Raw genomic sequence first — 16,537 nt, forward strand, 5'->3', positions numbered from 1 at the left:
AGCTTAGTCTCGAACCTGGAGTTGATACGCTCTCGAGATGGATGGCACACTATATTACTGAACAAATTGCGATCGCAGAAACTACGACAGGCAATGAGAAATCTGAAGCGGAACAGCGATGCTTTGAGACGATTCTAAAACTTTGGGAGCGTCGATCATCGTTACCGAACGGTCGATATCCCTTTAAGAGTTTTGAGTCAATTTTTAAGGCTCTGAACAGACTCGATCCAGAAAATACACAACCCTACTATTTTGATGATTCCCGTCCTCAAGCGAACGTGAACAAGGGGAATGAGGAAACTGAGTCTGAAACGGATAAAGTTCAAACATGGGTAAATATCGCGCTTGGTGTTGATCGTGCAGCACGTGTTCTAATCGATTTTGCACTTAGGGAAGCCGCTTGTAATGCAGTAGATGAAGAAACTATTGCTTGGCTTGAAAATGCTACTGGTATTTCTGATGATAAAAATGATGTTTCTATAGTTATTCGGCTTGTTAGAGAATCCCAAGAAGACAACGCTGAGGAAGAAGTCCGTGAACAAAAACGTCGTGAACTGAGTTCAAGGATTGAGAAGCTCAATATGTTGATGGAGCTTAGCGGGTTACTGCGTGATGAACTGACTGAGCATCTTGAGAATATCTCAGATGGAGATTTCAGTACAGATTCCTAACACTGCGTGGCATTGGCAAAGTGACTTCGTTAAGGTTGGGCGGTGACGGGTCGCATAGGTGACGAATAACGTCTGCGATCGCATTGATCGCATTCATGAATCTTTCGCTACGTCATGATTACGTTCCGGGCGCAACCCAAAGTCCAGTTGCCTACATCGAGGGAATATACGTCAAAGAAAATTACCGTAAGCAAGGTCTTGGAAAAGCCCTGATTCAACATGCTGAACAATGGGCGATTGAACAAGGGTGTATGCAATTGGCTTCAGATGCGCTGCTCGAAAACACAGAGAGCTATGAATTTCATACGCATATTGGATTTGAAGAAGTTGAACGAGTTGTCTGTTTTATTAAGCCTGTGGTTGCGTCTCATTAAGCAGTTTACTTTGATCAATCGATTGAAGTTGCCGTTTACCACTTTCTACCATCTTGACCCAACTGACGCTGCGATCGAGTTGCTCTGCTAGCTCAGCCTGACTCCACCCTTTTGCAATTCTGAATTGCTTCAACTGATGCCCAGACTGGATTATTTGGGAAGTTGACAGCTTAGGTGAGTCAGCAGCTTTCTTTGATTTAGACCTAGATGTTCGATCGACTTTTGAAGCGGGGGCAAGTTTATGCATGATGTTGCCAGGGGGATTAATCCAGAGCCTCCCCGTCAGTAGATGCTCAAAGCTGCCGCGAACCCGTCGCTTGGTATGAATTAACTGTTTGTCCTTCGGTGCGTTTGCATCGTCTGTCCAAAATGCGATCGCATCTTCTGGATCATCTGGAATCTGTTCTAATTCTTTTATCGTTGGTGTCTCAACCCAATACTGCATTGGGTAAGTCTTCGCATCAGGGGTAATCTGCCAACCTTTGGCGAGGAGCGATCGTAAAACACAAATCCACTTCCGCACAATGGTTTTTCGTTCTTGCGAATCCGTTCGAGCCGCTTGTAGGTCTGCTTCTCCAAAAGCAACTTTCATCAAAGTCTCGACCGTGATTGGGCTAATCCGATTCACCCTCGTTTTGAAGAGTAGCCAGGTGATCAATCGAGCGGCTCCCTCCTGGTGATGCCACATCCCCATCAAGTCATGCAAGATCTGTTTCGACAAAATGCCGCATTCGTAGTAACCCAACTCATTACATTGTCGCTCTTCATTCAAGAAGTACTCTGCCCAATGCCCACATCGGACTTTCAGTGTAAATCCCACTAATTTTTTGCTGCCAATCGGCTTGCCTTGAGCATCCGTGAAGCAGTTTTGATAGTGCAGGATCGGTTCAGCAATCTCCCAAAGCCAAGTTCGACTGACTGAGAACATCGGCACTTTACCCTGAGAGGGATAGGAGATGTAAACCAACAGTCGGCAAGGTTGCTTTGCCCACTCCAACATTTGCCCTAACTTCTGTTGCTTGTTCAGCTTTTTATTGCGATTCAGCCCCAAGTAGTGTTCGAGTTGCACATCACTGAGGACGAAGGATTGCTCCCACGGGCGTTCGAGTTGAGTGGCGTGCGCTGCATAGATCAGATGTAGACAAGCTGCACGAATATCGAACTGTTCAATCAGTGCCAACGCCGCTTCACTTTCCAAGATCGCAGGGTGGTCAGTGTGAAGATCTTCTGTAAGCCAGAATGAAATGTAGCCTTTTCCTTTCGCTACAAGGCTTTTGTAGTGCGGTAAATCTTGATCATTCTGAAGCCAGCCCAAATCTTCGCCTTGCGTCAAGATGTTGCAACTTTCCCAAATGAGGCGGTTAGAAGCAAGTCGATCTGTTGAACCATCCGGAAATAAATCTGGACTCGTCGTTGGGCGGGAAAAAGCGGGGTAGCGTCCTCGCCGATTTGCATAGTTAGAAGCTTGAGTCATGATGTCCATTGACTGATATTGTTAACGGCGATGAATCCATCCCTGTGGTACTGTTCGAGAAGCTTCGACAATGCTGTATTCTGGCGTTCCGGTAGCAATAGCAATCTCAAACGAATGAAGCTGCGGCTTGCCCTGTGGATCGATCGTTTTGATCAGTAGATTGGTTTGTTTTGAAGACGTGACACCTGGAAACTTCAGCGGTTCAATTTGCCGCAGAAAAAGCGTTGAAGCTTGACCCGATGTAATGGGAGTATCCAGCGTATAGACCAGCCTGGACGGATCGGCGAGGACAACGCTGTTGATTTTCTGATTTGTGCGGCTGAAGTCGATCGCTGTGATTCGTCCAGCCCAAACTTTGATTGCGATCGCACGAGATATTGGCGCAACTGTTCTGATTGGGCGAGGATGAGCTTGAGCAAAACCGGGAGCCAGCAGCACAATGCTGAGGGTGAACAATACTGAGAATGGCTTCATGGTTAGCGCTGAATTTCAAAGAAGGATGTGAAGACCAGTGAGACGGGTTGATCTTTTGGAATCGTAAGTATTGGTGCTTGACGGGCTGTTGGGGGCTGCTCGGCTCGTTGCTTTAGGAGATCGACTGTCGTTTCCAGCACACCTTCGATCGCTGCTGCCAACAGATCGGGCTGACGATTCGTGCGGCGTGAAATTTGCGTGTTACCAAAACTATCGCTGCTGATTACGTTCTCTGCTTGAGGGAGATTGATCACCTCGCTAGCTTTGGCGACACCGCTCAATGTTGCGATTAGAAGATCTCGTCCTGTATGATCCTCTGATTTCTGGCTTGCTTGAGCGATTAAAGGTGTGCCATCCCTGCCACGTATCGCTAAACTCCCTGCTGGCAGTTGCTGCTGTTGGATGTTTCCGAGACGATTTCTGTAGACGATTGCAACTGCATTTTGATGAACGAGATGCGTCTGCGGATCAACTTTGACGATTTCAGTTGCAATGAGCGTCCCTTTAGGTAACGCGATTCGATTGTCGATCGCAGGTACGTCTTCTGTAATCTCAACTAAAGCACGCTCTCGGTTACTCTCAGTGGCAATTGCGGGAACAACAACTTTTGCCGGAATTGTAGTTCCGATCGCAATTTGCATCGGCGGATTGGATAAATCGGAAGGTGAAAATTCTGGTTGCCTAACTGAACTTGGAGATGCTACTTCAGAAGGGATTGATCTGGATCTTGCGGCATCAGTTTGAACTGTATTCTCTGTACTCATTGGATTGACCACGACTTCTGGTCGTTCTGTTGCAGCTTCATCTGCTTCTTCCATACCGACTTGAACCATTGGAATCGTTGAATTAGAAGCAATTACTGTCCGTTGGGACGTAGCTGAATCTGTAATCTTCTCCGCTTGCTGCTGTCCTAGTTTTGCTAATGTATTCCACTGAGTGTAGGGATCAGGTGCTTTAGGCGGTTTAACGGCTTGAGTTGCTGCGACTGTGCGAGTCACTACCGGAGTTGGAGCCGAAACAGAATAAACTCTGCGTGGTGGCTCTGGTTCAGTGCTTGCAATGCGTCGAACCGGAGGAGATCGGTTTGGTTCAGTCGCTTTTTGAGTTGACGGTTTCGCGGGTGACTTCTTGGGTTTCGTTTGCGTCGTAGATTTTGCCTTCTCTAGAGAAGTCTGCTGATCTTGAAACGCGAGTTGGCTTTTCAGTCTTCCCTCCGCGTTGGGAACGAGACTGGGGGTTGGTGTAGCTGAAGTCACAGGTTCTGCTGCCGGATTATTTTTAGGCGCAAAGAGAAGGAACCAGATGCCTAACGCACCGCCGCCCAATGCCCCCAGAGGCAAGGCAACACTGGCAAAGCGAATGATCGGATGCTCATAACTGGGACGAGTATCCCCACCTTCGTTTTCCTGAATCAGTTTGTATTGATCGTCAATCAGCTTCTCGGTTTCGTTCGGGCTGTAGCCGACCAATTGAGCCGCTTCTGTCGCATCAATTGAATCAGAGGCGGTTTCCGGCGTAGAAATGACTCGAATTTTATTTTGGAGAGAAGACATAGGCTAATTGGGGTTAAAAGGCTTGATATCGGTAATTTCGAGTCCGGCTTCTCGAATGCTGTAAATGACGCGCTCAACTTCCGTTGCGGTTTTGCCAAGCGGCGATCGCGGAATGTCTACCGCTTCTAGCGTAAAGGTGCGATTAAACGGAATTTCTTCGATTTGTCCGGATTGCTCAACCACATTACGGGTAGCGATCAGATCTACTTCATATTTGCCAAGCGCGATCGTTCTCGGTTCTGAGACGTGGCGAATGAGAATTGTTGATCGTACATTGCCACTAAAGACCCCCGCAGGCGTTAACTCTGAAATCATTCGCCTCGATTCTTCCCGAAAGCTAGAGCCTTCAGGTTTCTGTTTGCCACTCAGCAAAAAAGAAGCGAGATAAGCGGTTGTTGTTAGCTTTTGATTGCCAACTTTCTGCCCCCTATCGGACTGATTGGTTCCAGGCAGCTTGCTTTCCCAACTCCAAGTAAGAGTTGCCCATTGCCGCACTACATTCTTAATCGTTTCAGCAGTGCGGTAGGTTCCAGCCTCCTCACGCATCGCAACTGCACGACCATCGACCAATTGCACAAAGGTTATCTTGCGTTCTGCCAGTGTATTGACGCGCCAACTTAGAAATAGAATTAATAGCGTTTGAATCCCTACAAAGAAGCTCAATGCAGCAAAGCAAAGTGGAAGTAGATTCTTGCTTTCGGATAGCAGGCTCGGCGGCTGAAATCGTCGAATTTGCCTCATAGCCAGACATAGTACGGTTCAGGCATATTTTCCAGTGTCTCTGGTTTGGTTGTCCTCTGCCGTTTGTCCTCTGCTAGATGGGAGGAGTGCAGCGATCGTAACCATAAGTTTTACCCTCCCTGGCCGCTTCAACATGAGTTCCTCCAACGTTCTGGAATTTTGGACAAATAGCAGGGGCGATTACTCTAAGTTGCTGTGCAAGATAAGCCAGCAGTATCGCTGGTTGATTTATGTATCCGATTCGTTCTCACTCTTCTAGAACCGCTGTTTACAGCTTTACGGCGCAGGATTATCCGTGGCTGACCACTTGGACGGCGATGTTAGGCTACTTTCTCTGGAAGGCTCCGATTTTGATGGCATGGTTTGCGCTGCTGCTCCTGCTCATTTGCTCGTTTCGTCGGATTTGCGATCGCTTGCCTTACCGTAAAGGCTGGCGACGGAAAACCTCCTCCCGCAGTTTGCTGGTCGTGTTTGGTGCGATCGCACTTCTGGTTAGTACAGTAATGCCTGCCCATGCGATCTTTCTCTCTGGTATGGAAGAATTCATCACTCAACTTGCATCTGAAAGTGCGGGCGGCGGAGAAGGAATTTCAGAAGAAGCGATCGCGCTTGTATTCAACGTGATTCGGGCTGTATTTCTTCTCTTGGTTGCCGCTGCTGCTCTGTTTGCCTATAACCAGGCGCAACAAGGCAATGACTGGCGACCGATCGCAACCCAAGTGGGATTAGCCTTTGGCATTGTTCTGGGGCTGGACGTAATCACTGCTATCTTCGTCCCGGAAAGCTAACTGTATGAGAGATCCAGACAAGACGTTTATCAAGGTCAACAAAGCTCTGGGCAAAATTCCGAGTATTGGACCGATTCCTGCCAATCAGATCTTGCCTTGGATTAGCATTCTGATTGCGTCCTGGCTCGTCACGATGGAATTGTTCAATTTGGGTTTAGCAGTCTTTTTTGCGATGTCACTTTGGCTAATCTCGACCTGGTGGCTCTTGACTGGAAAACGCGCTTACCACTTTCTCGATCGCTTTAAGTCGCCCCCTGGTCACGATTGGATGACGGGCTATGTTCGTTATCTCCCTTTGCTCCATCGACCTGCTCGCTGCCGAAATAAATGCTCAGCAAGGAAATGAAAAATAAGCTCAAATCAACGACAATTCTCTCTCAAAGCGATCAAAAACAGCAGTTCTATCCATTTGAGAACTGCTTAGATTTGTGCTGTATGGTGCGATTGCTAAAAGATAACCGCGATATTGGTGCGTATTTACTGAATCGAGGTAATCTGTGGCAATTGGTGTTTGGCTTTAGGCTTCAAGGCTTGCATCCTGAACTGACGCGAGAAGAAGTCATGGCGATCGCATCTCAACTCGAAGAGGCAATGAAAGAATGTGCGATCGGAGAATCGCTCCGGTTTTACTTCAGTTGCTTTGCCGATGACACTCAGCGCCAGTACGCTTTAGAGCAATTGATTAGCAGAACGACTGTTCCTTTAGCGATCGTGCTTGGACGCTCCGAGCAAAAGCGGATTCAACAACTCACCCACGAAGGAACGCGACGGCAGTGGACTTCGCTGATCTTTTGCACATATACAATCAATGCTACTGGTCAAGCCCGATGGAGTGATTGGATTAGTAAGCTCTCGCAACGCATGACAAATCTTCTAGATGCCATGCGAGGCGGGAAGCACGAGCAGTCGCAGCAGTTCTTGCACAAGCTGATGAATGATGGGCATGATGCTTTCCTGAACTGGGAAAGGTTACTGAACACCAAAGCTGGACTAGAAATTACGCCGCTTAATGCTGAGGCACTGTGGAACTGGCTTTGGCAGCAATTCAATCGCATGATTGCACCGCCCATTCCTCAATTGTTAGTTTGGCAACCTGCAATTTCAGGAACAGAATTCGTCGAAATTACTCATTCAGAACGACATTCCACCACGATTCTGATTCAAGGCTCTCAAGGACAATCTGCCTGCCCTGAACACCGTCAAAACCGCGAATGTGTTTGGGTGAATCGTCGCGTTGGTGGGCTATTGGTGATGCAAGATGCTGTAGAAGGATGGCTCAATACGCGGACGCAACTCGCAGCGATATGGAAAGCAATGTCTCAGCCTTATGTTCGTGATACCGAAGTTTGGGTTGAGATTGTGCCTGCGTCCCGATTTCTAATCAATGACAACTTAGCCAGAACTGCACGTCAATCTCGTACTGCATCGACTCGCGCACTCACACAGGGACAAGGGCGAGATATTGGGGCAGAGGTTAAAGCGGAAGAGAGTTTTGAGGCTCAGCGTAAGCTTTACCAAGGCGCGATCGCACTCCATGTCGCGGTTGTGTTCACCGTCTGGCGCAATACAACGGATGAACTTGATCAGGCTTGCGAACTATTGGCGCATAGTTTTGGATCGGCGAATGTGGTGCGATCTCGCCATGTCTGCTGGCAGGTCTGGTTACAAACCTTGCCGATTACCCTCCAACGGCTTCTAGAATTCAACGGACTGCTGGATACGGAAGATCGACGACTAACGCTCGATAACGAAACTGTAGCTGGAGTACTACCGCTCACCGTGCCACGCGATTTAGACTCGCAAGGTATCGAGTTCATCACAGCAGGCGGCAAGCCGATTTATATTGATCTGTTTGAGAGCCAAACGGTTCATGCTTTGCTAACTGGACAAAGCGGTTCAGGAAAATCGGTTTTGTTATCGCAATTCATCTTTCGAGCCTTGCTCTGCAACATCCCAATCGTTGGAATGGATATGCCCACTTCGGCAGGAGAATCAACTTTCAAAACATTAGTGGAAGCATTGGGATCTGAGCGTGGCGCATATATCGACATCCGCACTGCTCATGACAATCTATTGCAGCCACCTGATCTAAGAGCGTTTCGAGGGGACGAATTCGATTCTCGGCTCAAATCTTGGCGAGAGTTTGTGAGGCAAGCGCTCAATACGATCGTGATGGGCAAACTGCATCAACCACACCTTGCTCAGCGAGTGGATGACTTGTTGCTGCAAACCCTGGATGTATTTCTCGAAGATACTGATATTATCGAGCGGTACAATCTAGCATTCCAATTCGGTTGGCAGTCTTCGGAATGGCAGCAGATGCCAACGCTGCATGATTTCCTACGATTCGTCTCGAAAGAGCGGCTAAATCTAAACTCTTTTGAAGCGATCGATGCTCAAGCGATTAATCAAATTCGTGCCCGACTTCAGGCAATTCTGGTTTCTCCTCTAGGCGATGCAATTGGGCGACCCAGCAATGTGTCTCCAGAACCGTTCATGAAGTTTTTCGCATTGACGGGACTGACGAATGATTTTGATTCTCTCGCGTTGTCGATCGTGGCGCATGGCGCTTGTATTCGCAATGCGCTGTCGCATCCAAAAAGCTTATTTGTCGGCGATGAGTTATCGACACTGCTGAAGAAAGATGGGTTTGCCAAGGTGGTCGGTGAACTTTGTGCGACGGCTCGAAAAGATGGAATTTCGATTCTGCTGTCGTCGCAAGACCCGGATACGATCGCAGCCTGTTCTGCTGGAGCAATGATTCTACAAAACTTGACCTACCGCATTACTGGAAGGTTAGTCCAGAGCGCATGTGCCTCGTTTCAACAATATCTTGGCTATCCGCTCGAAACGATTGTTCGCAATGCTTCAGAAGCCTATCTACCGCGCCGATCGAGTTTGTATTCCTGCTGGTTAATTGAGCGGAGTGGACGATTTTGGGATAGCCGCTACTACCCCGCAGAGATGCTATTGGCAACGGTGGCAAGTGGAGAAGACGAACGGGCAGCCCGCGATCGCGCCCTCACTCAATTTCCCATCACAGAAAGCGGCAGAATTCGAGGTTTAGCAGCTTTCACCCCTATCTATGTTGCTGCTCTGAAGGAAGGAAACGGTTTTACTCAAATTTGAAGGAGATCAAAATGCGTTCATTCAATCGAAAATTACTCATCACAGTTCTGATTGCAGCAGCATTGAGCATGCTTCAAATTCAACGTGCGAATGCTCAATTAACCGATGCGAGTGGACTACCCATCAGTACTGATGGCTTTGCAGGTCCGCTCCAAAATCGCTTCAATATCAGTAGCCAGATTCCGAATCGTTGGTTAAACATTGCCAAGTTCTTTGGAGTTGAACAAGGTACGATCGACCAATTGCTAGATTCTGCGATCGCATCCCTCGGCATTCCCGATCTAGCCCAACTCACTGCCAATATTACTCAAGGCAATCAAGACCAAGCACCACCGACACAACTCGCAGCCGCTCTGGAAAACCGAAGCAATGAACCGAGCTTCAGCATCAGAAACGATTTGTCTCGCACCTCAGAATGGAATGCAAGCCGGGGCACAGCTTATGGCTCAACACTGAGTGAACAGGCTCAAATCCGAGGTCAGCAAAAACGAGATGGAGTCAGCCAAGCCGTTCAATCTAATCGGTTTCTCGCAGATGAATCCCAAAGTTTGGATGTGACTCAGCAGATTCTTCAAAATGTCTCGGCTCAGTTGGGACAGCAAGCTGAGGTTGATGCGGCTTTGTTTGATGAGGCTGAACAATCGCGGATCGATCGTGCTCATGATCTGTTGTTGCAGTCGCAGATTGCAGAGTTAACATTAGGGCGGAATGTGAGCGATCGCAGAACGGAAAAAGCAACAGCAAGATCCGTGACACAAGGAATCGCGTGGCTCAATCTTCCAGGGAGCAAATCTCTAACCGCCGAAACAACCTCACAGCGTCGTTCTCGCGCAGAATCGAATCCTCCTGTATTAAGTTCTACTTTAGGGGAGTAGGAGTCGGGGTGTGATGCTAACGATTGCTCTACTTGCACAACTCCCCGGCAGTAATCAAGCTGGAACTGCCGAAAATACAATCATCAATACGCTGGAACTGAGTCGTGCCACTTCTGGTGCCTGGGATCAGGCGTGGCAAACGATTTTTAGAACCAGTGCGGCATCTGGAGAAGTTGGGTTGTGGCTGGCACTAGTCCGATTTGCTTTGATCTTGGGGGCAGTGTCGATTCTCTTTCTAGCACTCAAAGAAGGCAAGGAAATTCTCGCTCGTCAATCTTGGTCAGATCTGGTCACGATGTTTGTGTATCCGCTAGTCGTCATGTTTTTCTTATCTGGAAACGGTCAGCTACTGGCAAACACCGTTCTTCTGATGCGTCAAGTAGCGACCGTACAGATTCGTGAAGTGCTAGAGATTCAAGTAGGCGGATTGACGTTCAATCAAGCGATTTCTAATGTAGCGCTGTCACAGGCAGGTCGAACCCAAATTGAAGCCATTTACTTGGAATGTCGAGATAAAACCGGAGATGCACTGATTGCCTGCTGGAATGATCCGGCGAAGCGAGAGGCGGTAGAGCGGATTGTGAGTGCGGCAGAACAGGCGAATCAAGGAACACTGAATTCGCTACAGAGATTTGCTCAAGCCATTCTGAACGGAGGCGAGGGCATCAATGTCGCTGAATTTATTACGGTTCCCCTGCTCAAGCTGGTCGAAACACTCCTTTGGGCACTGACTTGGGCGTTTCTGAATGCGCTGGAAGCTGCATTGCTACTCACGGCTCTATTTGCTCCGATCGCAATGGCATTGAGTGTCCTTCCACTCGGCAGTAAACCGATCTGGGCATGGGGCATTGGCTTTATGTCCTTGTTTGGGATGCAACTCGGTTGGAATCTGCTCGTTGGGCTAGTCGCGTCAATTTTAGTGATCGCGGAGGCCCAAGCCATCTCAGACCTGGCTTTCCCTGTTTTCATTGCTATCTTTGCGCCTGTCTTGGTTACGTTCGTTTCCGGTGGTGGTGGAATTGCGCTCTATAACGCCTTGAACAATTCAGGAGGTGCAGTGTTTAACGGACTCTCTAATCTCACGGGTGCAGTTACGTCCCTCGTCATTCGCCGGATGTAGGAGGACTCATGGTTGCCACTACGCGAAAAAGCCGAACTCGCAATGCCTATGCTCATCTCACCGATCCAGCACGATTGAAGCACGTTTACAATACGCTGGCAAAAGCGCTCTCTGCCGCTCCGGTCGGTGAGTTGTCGTCGTGGGAAGAGGTGAAAACGCACGTTGAGCAGTTTTCACAGACGACCGGAAAAGCCCCGATCGGGATGGAACTGTGTGAGCGGGATGGCGAAGTGTGCGGTTTCCGGTTCTACTTGCAGCAATATCCCGATGAGCGCACCAGTGGCTCTTATCTAGTGAAAAACCTCAAAGCCGCTGGAATTAATTTACCTGTGGAGGATCACTATTTCACGCCCTCTTCCCTCTCTGCTGTGCTGGGTTTAGAGCAAGCAGCTACCTTAGATGAAGACATGGGTTTAGAGGATGATGAGCTATCAAGGATCGATGAAACTTTAAGTTCAGTGGGATTGATTGATGAAGCGATTACTCCCCAACGGACTCAAACTGCCGATCAATCTCGTTCTCAACGAGGTTCCACTGTTCAACCAAGAATGCAATCGCCTGATTCTGTCACTGCAAATGTATTGGATACTGCTAATTATGCGAGTCAAGAATTGGCAAGAAGTAATAGCGCTGGCATTGATGGCATCAATTTAGCAGGAGGAACGAGTCAGTTTGCAACAAGTGCGGCGGCGGTCGCCTTTGCTTTGATGAAAACGTTGGATAATCCGGATCAGAGATATCGATCGCGCCTCAAGCGGATTGCCCATTTTGCGACTCAACAAGCAAATCGGCTGGATCAGTTGTTCGATCGGGCTGAGGAATTAGAAGTCGCGACTGAACCTCCTGAAGCACCCGCAAACCTGCCTGAAATTGCTGAACCATTCACAGAAGCAGCAAATGTCCTCACTCGTCAGACCAACAAGCTATCTAAAACGCTCGATTCATCGCTCTCAACATTGCAACCGCTCAAGCTGGATCGACAAACTGCGATCAAAGAGCAACTGAATCAGATTGAAGAATACTTGCAACAGCTTTCACAACGCTTAGATCAACTCGAAGCCATGATGATACGGTTAGAGCAGCAGGTTACGGAGCAATCTGAAGTGATAGCGGCATTCCAAAAGGAACAAAATTCAGGATTAGACGTACTGGATGCGCTTGTGGACGAGCAACCAACTGTTGATCATACGATCGCACTGCGGATGATCGAAAGTTTTCAGCAACAAGTTCAGTTTGGTGATCGCGCCATCACATTTGCTTGGACAGACGGGGAAGGAGAACCGAAGTATGAGTTTGATGTAACAGAGCGCCAAGCCGATGGCACACAATCCATGATTGGTCATAGCGCGAAGAATAGGGAGCTAGTCTTTGCGGCAGTGTTGTCTGAAAACAAGTCACCTCAAATTAATCACTGTTCCATTCCATCCGCGGAAATAGAATCTTTGGCTCAGGATTTGGCTCCCGAAGCGCTTGAACAGCCTGAGCCGATGCGACATCAGCGGCAACGACAGCTTAACCGCCAACGTCTCCCGGAGTTATAACAGATGGAGACAAAACAGCTAGAAGGGGGTGGATTATCGGTTCCTGTGTGCTATGTGACACAATTAGGTGAGCGTCAATGGCTGGAGCCTCAAATTTTGCGTCATACCTTACTAGAGCAGCTTTTTTCGTCTCAGGATCTCAAATCATTGGCGCTGGTTAAACTGGATCGTGCTTCCTTGAATGCAGACAATCTCAAAGCGGCTCGATTCGAGGATGGGATGATTCGTAAACTGACATTTAGTTCAGATCGCAATTTCTACTTTGCTGACCCCACCCTTGCTGAACAAATAACCCAATTCTTTGCGGCGGAACGAGATGCAGCATGTCGTTATGGCTCGTTATTGGTTAGTGATTGCTACAAAGGCACTACGACAATCGAAACGCTAAAACTGAAGTTAGTCGATTACACCGATCCTGAATTTGCGGCTTACAAAACGCACGATTGTCACGGCAGAATCTCTCCTCAGTTAATGCGATCGCTAGCCTTCGATGGAACTACACCAGATCGCCCTTTCCAATTCCGCATGGCGCACACAGCATCATCTGATTTAGGCTTCAGCTTTTTAGCAAAGGGAACGGTTTTGGTCGATCCGACGTTACCAAGCAATGTTGATTTCGTATTGGATCGATCCTCAATCAAAGGCATTCACAAAGATCAGCTAGAAGCATTGCCGTGCGGAGAGTACGAACTTTCGCAGGTCGTTCTGGGCAATCGTGCAAATGCTGAGGTAGCACGATATAGCAATTCCTGGCAATTCTCGATGTGGTACTCCAAGTCAGCAGTACTTGCTGATTTCCTAAAGCCAACCTTGAAGAAAGCACAGGAGTTGGCCGAAAAGCAACGTGACCCAAAGCAGCTTGCTCAATATGTTGTCCAACGCTACGACCAAGAGCAAAGCGATACAGAAGGTGACGAGCAGGAACCTCAAGAATCTCGCATGATTTCGATTCTGAGGCACGATCGCTATGGATTATTGCTGTACGCGCCGAAGGTGGTGGATTTCTTAGAATCACAAACGGCAAGTCGCTGGCGTGAATTGGCTGTGAACTCTGGTTTCCAGCATAGTTCTGGTATGGCACAACCTGGACGAGAACTGCCTCGCGGAATGATTTGTGCGCCTCACTTACCAAAAGGCAATGTCGTTGTGACTCGTTACCCGATCGTTTCTTCCGACAACATTCGCATTTATCGGAATGTTCATGATCCAACGCTTTCTCAAACGGAAGGTGTCGTATGGATTAATCCCCGTGATGCGGCTGAATATCATCAATGTGATTTTGATGGCGATCAACTGATTGCGACTCCGGCGCAGTGGATACCCAACATTGCTAAGGAGACGCTTCGAGCCGGAGAGCCAAATCGCTTTCCGTCGATCGTTAAACGCCCCAAAGTCCCTTACACTGAAGTCCAAACTGAACAGGGGCAGTTCGTGTACAATACCTTGCCGAAAGTCGCAGCAGCCGTTTGTCAAAATGGAATCGGACGAGTTGCAATGCTAATCGGGCGAGTTCATACGGCTGTGCCAACAGAGGAGGAATCGGCTTCACCGCACAATCAACGGCAGTTTGAGAAATCACGACATCAACTTCTGAATCGATTGATGGCAGCGCTTCAGGTCGAGGTTGATTCTCCCAAAAGTGCAGAGCGTACTGAAACGATTGACCCGAAGTTACTCGACGATGCAAAGCAATGGTGTGAAAAGCATCCTTCACCATTTTTTGATTTCCAGAAAGATCCAAGACTGTACCGTCAATTCGCTCTGCCGACGCAAGCATCAGGGCAACCAGAGGTTTCAGTAGTGTGTGTGCTAGCAGCCGAAATCAATCCACTCTGGGAAGCAACTCAACTTCAATCGCTGCCTCGTGAACATTTTCGGTATCTCTTTGATCGTGCTGAACTCGATACCGATGCTTTGGATTGGGCAGAGAATCTGAAGGAACGTGCACAGCAAGCAACAGCGCAGATTCGACAACTGGTTGGGGAGGATGCGGAAGGATTTAGGGTGGCGATCTCTGCCCTAAACGAATCCTTTCGCGCTGAAATCAACGAGACGTTCTCCACTCCTGAAGAACAGCGATCGATTGCCGCAGCGATTTGGTACACCCAACACACTCGCCCAGAACTGGATCGCCCTCGCAAACAATCGATGAGCGTTGCAGCAAAATTACCGATTACTTTTAGCCAAGGCACGTACAGCTTACCCAAGAGCCCCTATGAATTGGAAGCTCACGAATTGAGTGTTCCATTTGATCGGGCGCAGACTTGGATGCAAATGCTTGAAGCACGCCATATTGAGTATGAAGCGATCGTCAATCCTGCTTTACCCGTGGTCGATTTTTACTTGCCGACGCTATCTGAGCGCAATGCGGCTGTCTTGCAGCAACAGTTTGGGCATCAGGTGGTGGATGTCGATCGCATTCCCAACGATTTACGAGTGGTTCCGCCTGCTGATTTTACTTGGGCGCATTCAGTTGGCGATACTGGAAAAGCATCGCTGGCATACACGCTGATGACCGAGCAAGTAACGGAGCAGCTCCAGAACTTTGAGGTGAGCCAAATTAAAGTGATCGGCATTACTCACAACGACTATGCCAATGAAGATTTCTCTCGCTGGCAAGGTCAAATTGAGATTGAAGTGGTTCCCTATGCCCTTGAACCGGAGCATCCGAAGTACTATGCGATGAATGGGATTCCAGTGCTACAAGTCGTCGGAGGTGGTGTGCTTGGAACCTTCGCACCAGAAACAGCAAAACTACCAATTGGAACCCGATTTGAGGCAACGGTTGAAGACTTTACGCGCTCGATGGTGCAATTGCGAGTAAGTGATCAGCTTGTGCTGTCACCAGAGCCTTCGATATCAGACGAACAGAATGCAGTGCAGCGCCGTCTAGCTGCGGCGATCGCGCAAACTTATCAATTGCTGTCGTCGCCAGCCGAGTCGGTGGAGTTGCCGATTGGGGAGCGGTGGACTGCGATTGCATCAATCACTGGCGACTACACTGTAGAAGATAATGGCAACAGATTAGTCTGTCAGGGCAATTTTGCATCTGGGGCAGTGAGTCAATTCCTGAGTCAAACGGATGCAGATGAATTCCAGCAAATGATGCAGCAACGAGATGCGGGTTCTCGAAAGCGACAATCGATCGTCGAGCGATGACGAGCCTGAATCTCGGCTAAAATAAGGGCAAGAAAATTCCGAAAGAGATCGCAATGGTTCAACTGCAAGACCGAACGACTGACCAGCTGCTGACCTTGCCAGGGACTTGGGAAGGCTTCAAACTGGTGCGGCAAGGATTGCAGGATTCTCCGGGTGCAAAATTGTCATTTTATGAGGGAGTGATTGAGATTCTCATGCCTGGAGAAGCCCACGAACTCTTCGCCCACATGATTGGGTATTTTGTGACGACCTTTTTGGCAGAGAAAGGTATCCTTTTCGTGCCCACTCGGTCTAAAGATCAGGAACGTGAAGGCGTTGCAGCGGTGCAAGCAGATGAGTCGTACTGTTTAGGACGGGCGAAACCAATTCCAGATTTATCAATTGAGGTGGTCTTCACGAGCGGAGGGGTCGATAAATTAGCGCGGTATCTAGCCCTGGGTGTGCCAGAAGTTTGGTTTTGGCAAGATGGCACGTTGGCACTGTATCACCTGCGAGCGGAGGGCTATGAACAGATTGTGCGGAGTGAACTGCCTGGACTGGAAAATCTCGATATTGAACTGCTCAAGCGTTGTCTCTTAATCGCTGAGACAGATACAGTAGAAGCAATTCGCGCGTTTCGGAATGCGATTTCCTAGTCA

At 48.5% G+C, this 16,537-nt stretch carries 14 protein-coding genes; 10 read left to right on the top strand and 4 right to left on the bottom strand.

Annotated features, from left to right (window positions below; all coding sequences use genetic code 11):
• Positions 1-41 precede the first annotated feature (41 nt).
• On the top strand, positions 42-671 hold the full coding sequence (locus ACMUEV_RS19760; RefSeq protein ID WP_190649416.1) for a hypothetical protein: 630 nt from the start codon (positions 42-44) through the stop codon (positions 669-671).
• A 95-nt stretch (positions 672-766) separates the two neighbouring features.
• Positions 767-1,045 (top strand): GNAT family N-acetyltransferase, encoded by a 279-nt coding sequence (locus tag ACMUEV_RS19765; protein ID WP_190649418.1) that lies wholly within the window; start codon positions 767-769, stop codon positions 1,043-1,045.
• Here ACMUEV_RS19765 and ACMUEV_RS19770 read toward each other — a convergent pair.
• Genes ACMUEV_RS19770 through ACMUEV_RS19785 form a run of 4 tightly spaced genes read right to left on the bottom strand, consistent with a single transcriptional unit; the run spans position 1,020 to position 5,287 of the window.
• The gene (locus tag ACMUEV_RS19770) at positions 1,020-2,519 is read right to left on the bottom strand and encodes a helix-turn-helix domain-containing protein (protein ID WP_190649420.1); all 1,500 of its coding nucleotides are present in this window, start codon (positions 2,517-2,519) and stop codon (positions 1,020-1,022) included. The two genes, ACMUEV_RS19765 and ACMUEV_RS19770, sit on opposite strands and share 26 nt — an antisense overlap.
• 21 nt (positions 2,520-2,540) lie before the next feature.
• Positions 2,541-2,993, bottom strand: coding sequence for a hypothetical protein (locus ACMUEV_RS19775; protein ID WP_190649439.1), 453 nt, complete (start codon positions 2,991-2,993; stop codon positions 2,541-2,543).
• A gap of 2 nt (positions 2,994-2,995) precedes the next feature.
• Complete coding sequence (locus ACMUEV_RS19780; RefSeq protein ID WP_190649441.1) at positions 2,996-4,546, bottom strand: hypothetical protein; 1,551 nt, start codon at positions 4,544-4,546, stop codon at positions 2,996-2,998.
• Between the two features lie 3 nt (positions 4,547-4,549).
• Positions 4,550-5,287, bottom strand: a complete 738-nt coding sequence (locus ACMUEV_RS19785) for a hypothetical protein (RefSeq protein WP_190649443.1) — start codon at positions 5,285-5,287, stop codon at positions 4,550-4,552.
• A gap of 230 nt (positions 5,288-5,517) precedes the next feature.
• Between ACMUEV_RS19785 and ACMUEV_RS19790 the strand changes: the two genes are divergently transcribed.
• From ACMUEV_RS19790 to ACMUEV_RS19825, 8 genes are read left to right on the top strand one after another with little or no spacing between them, the layout of a single operon-like run.
• The gene (locus ACMUEV_RS19790) at positions 5,518-6,075 is read left to right on the top strand and encodes a hypothetical protein (protein WP_199329366.1); all 558 of its coding nucleotides are present in this window, start codon (positions 5,518-5,520) and stop codon (positions 6,073-6,075) included.
• Positions 6,076-6,079: 4 nt separating this feature from the next.
• Positions 6,080-6,421, top strand: a complete 342-nt coding sequence (locus tag ACMUEV_RS19795) for a hypothetical protein (protein ID WP_190649446.1) — start codon at positions 6,080-6,082, stop codon at positions 6,419-6,421.
• Complete coding sequence (locus ACMUEV_RS19800) at positions 6,418-9,204, top strand: hypothetical protein (protein WP_190649448.1); 2,787 nt, start codon at positions 6,418-6,420, stop codon at positions 9,202-9,204. Before ACMUEV_RS19795 ends, ACMUEV_RS19800 begins: the two co-directional genes overlap by 4 nt.
• 11 nt (positions 9,205-9,215) lie before the next feature.
• Positions 9,216-10,079 carry a hypothetical protein gene (locus tag ACMUEV_RS19805; protein WP_190649450.1) on the top strand — a complete coding sequence of 288 codons (864 nt, stop codon included), beginning with the start codon at positions 9,216-9,218 and terminating at the stop codon, positions 10,077-10,079.
• A gap of 13 nt (positions 10,080-10,092) precedes the next feature.
• Positions 10,093-11,199 (top strand): hypothetical protein, encoded by a 1,107-nt coding sequence (locus ACMUEV_RS19810; protein ID WP_348251641.1) that lies wholly within the window; start codon positions 10,093-10,095, stop codon positions 11,197-11,199.
• Between the two features lie 8 nt (positions 11,200-11,207).
• The gene (locus ACMUEV_RS19815) at positions 11,208-12,740 is read left to right on the top strand and encodes a hypothetical protein (protein WP_190649453.1); all 1,533 of its coding nucleotides are present in this window, start codon (positions 11,208-11,210) and stop codon (positions 12,738-12,740) included.
• Between the two features lie 3 nt (positions 12,741-12,743).
• Entirely contained in the window at positions 12,744-15,899 is a 3,156-nt protein-coding gene (locus tag ACMUEV_RS19820; RefSeq protein ID WP_190649455.1) for a hypothetical protein, read from the top strand.
• A gap of 53 nt (positions 15,900-15,952) precedes the next feature.
• Positions 15,953-16,534, top strand: a complete 582-nt coding sequence (locus tag ACMUEV_RS19825; protein WP_190649457.1) for a Uma2 family endonuclease — start codon at positions 15,953-15,955, stop codon at positions 16,532-16,534.
• The last annotated feature ends 3 nt before the right edge of the window (positions 16,535-16,537 follow it).

Origin of the sequence: Leptolyngbya sp. FACHB-1624, assembly GCF_047649235.1 — a bacterium.
GTDB lineage: Bacteria > Cyanobacteriota > Cyanobacteriia > Leptolyngbyales > Leptolyngbyaceae > Leptolyngbya > Leptolyngbya boryana.

What these genes read in the sequence shown, in the direction of transcription:
- ACMUEV_RS19775 (WP_190649439.1), bottom strand. Translation starts at nt 2,993, where the DNA reads ATGAAGCCATTCTCAGTATTGTTCACCCTCAGCATTGTGCTGCTGGCT.
- ACMUEV_RS19805 (WP_190649450.1), top strand. Translation starts at nt 9,216, where the DNA reads ATGCGTTCATTCAATCGAAAATTACTCATCACAGTTCTGATTGCAGCA.
- ACMUEV_RS19810 (WP_348251641.1), top strand. Translation starts at nt 10,093, where the DNA reads ATGCTAACGATTGCTCTACTTGCACAACTCCCCGGCAGTAATCAAGCT.
- ACMUEV_RS19770 (WP_190649420.1), bottom strand. Translation starts at nt 2,519, where the DNA reads ATGACTCAAGCTTCTAACTATGCAAATCGGCGAGGACGCTACCCCGCT.
- ACMUEV_RS19820 (WP_190649455.1), top strand. Translation starts at nt 12,744, where the DNA reads ATGGAGACAAAACAGCTAGAAGGGGGTGGATTATCGGTTCCTGTGTGC.
- ACMUEV_RS19825 (WP_190649457.1), top strand. Translation starts at nt 15,953, where the DNA reads ATGGTTCAACTGCAAGACCGAACGACTGACCAGCTGCTGACCTTGCCA.
- ACMUEV_RS19760 (WP_190649416.1), top strand. Translation starts at nt 42, where the DNA reads ATGGCACACTATATTACTGAACAAATTGCGATCGCAGAAACTACGACA.
- ACMUEV_RS19800 (WP_190649448.1), top strand. Translation starts at nt 6,418, where the DNA reads ATGAAAAATAAGCTCAAATCAACGACAATTCTCTCTCAAAGCGATCAA.
- ACMUEV_RS19815 (WP_190649453.1), top strand. Translation starts at nt 11,208, where the DNA reads ATGGTTGCCACTACGCGAAAAAGCCGAACTCGCAATGCCTATGCTCAT.
- ACMUEV_RS19780 (WP_190649441.1), bottom strand. Translation starts at nt 4,546, where the DNA reads ATGTCTTCTCTCCAAAATAAAATTCGAGTCATTTCTACGCCGGAAACC.
- ACMUEV_RS19785 (WP_190649443.1), bottom strand. Translation starts at nt 5,287, where the DNA reads ATGAGGCAAATTCGACGATTTCAGCCGCCGAGCCTGCTATCCGAAAGC.
- ACMUEV_RS19795 (WP_190649446.1), top strand. Translation starts at nt 6,080, where the DNA reads ATGAGAGATCCAGACAAGACGTTTATCAAGGTCAACAAAGCTCTGGGC.
- ACMUEV_RS19765 (WP_190649418.1), top strand. Translation starts at nt 767, where the DNA reads ATGAATCTTTCGCTACGTCATGATTACGTTCCGGGCGCAACCCAAAGT.
- ACMUEV_RS19790 (WP_199329366.1), top strand. Translation starts at nt 5,518, where the DNA reads ATGTATCCGATTCGTTCTCACTCTTCTAGAACCGCTGTTTACAGCTTT.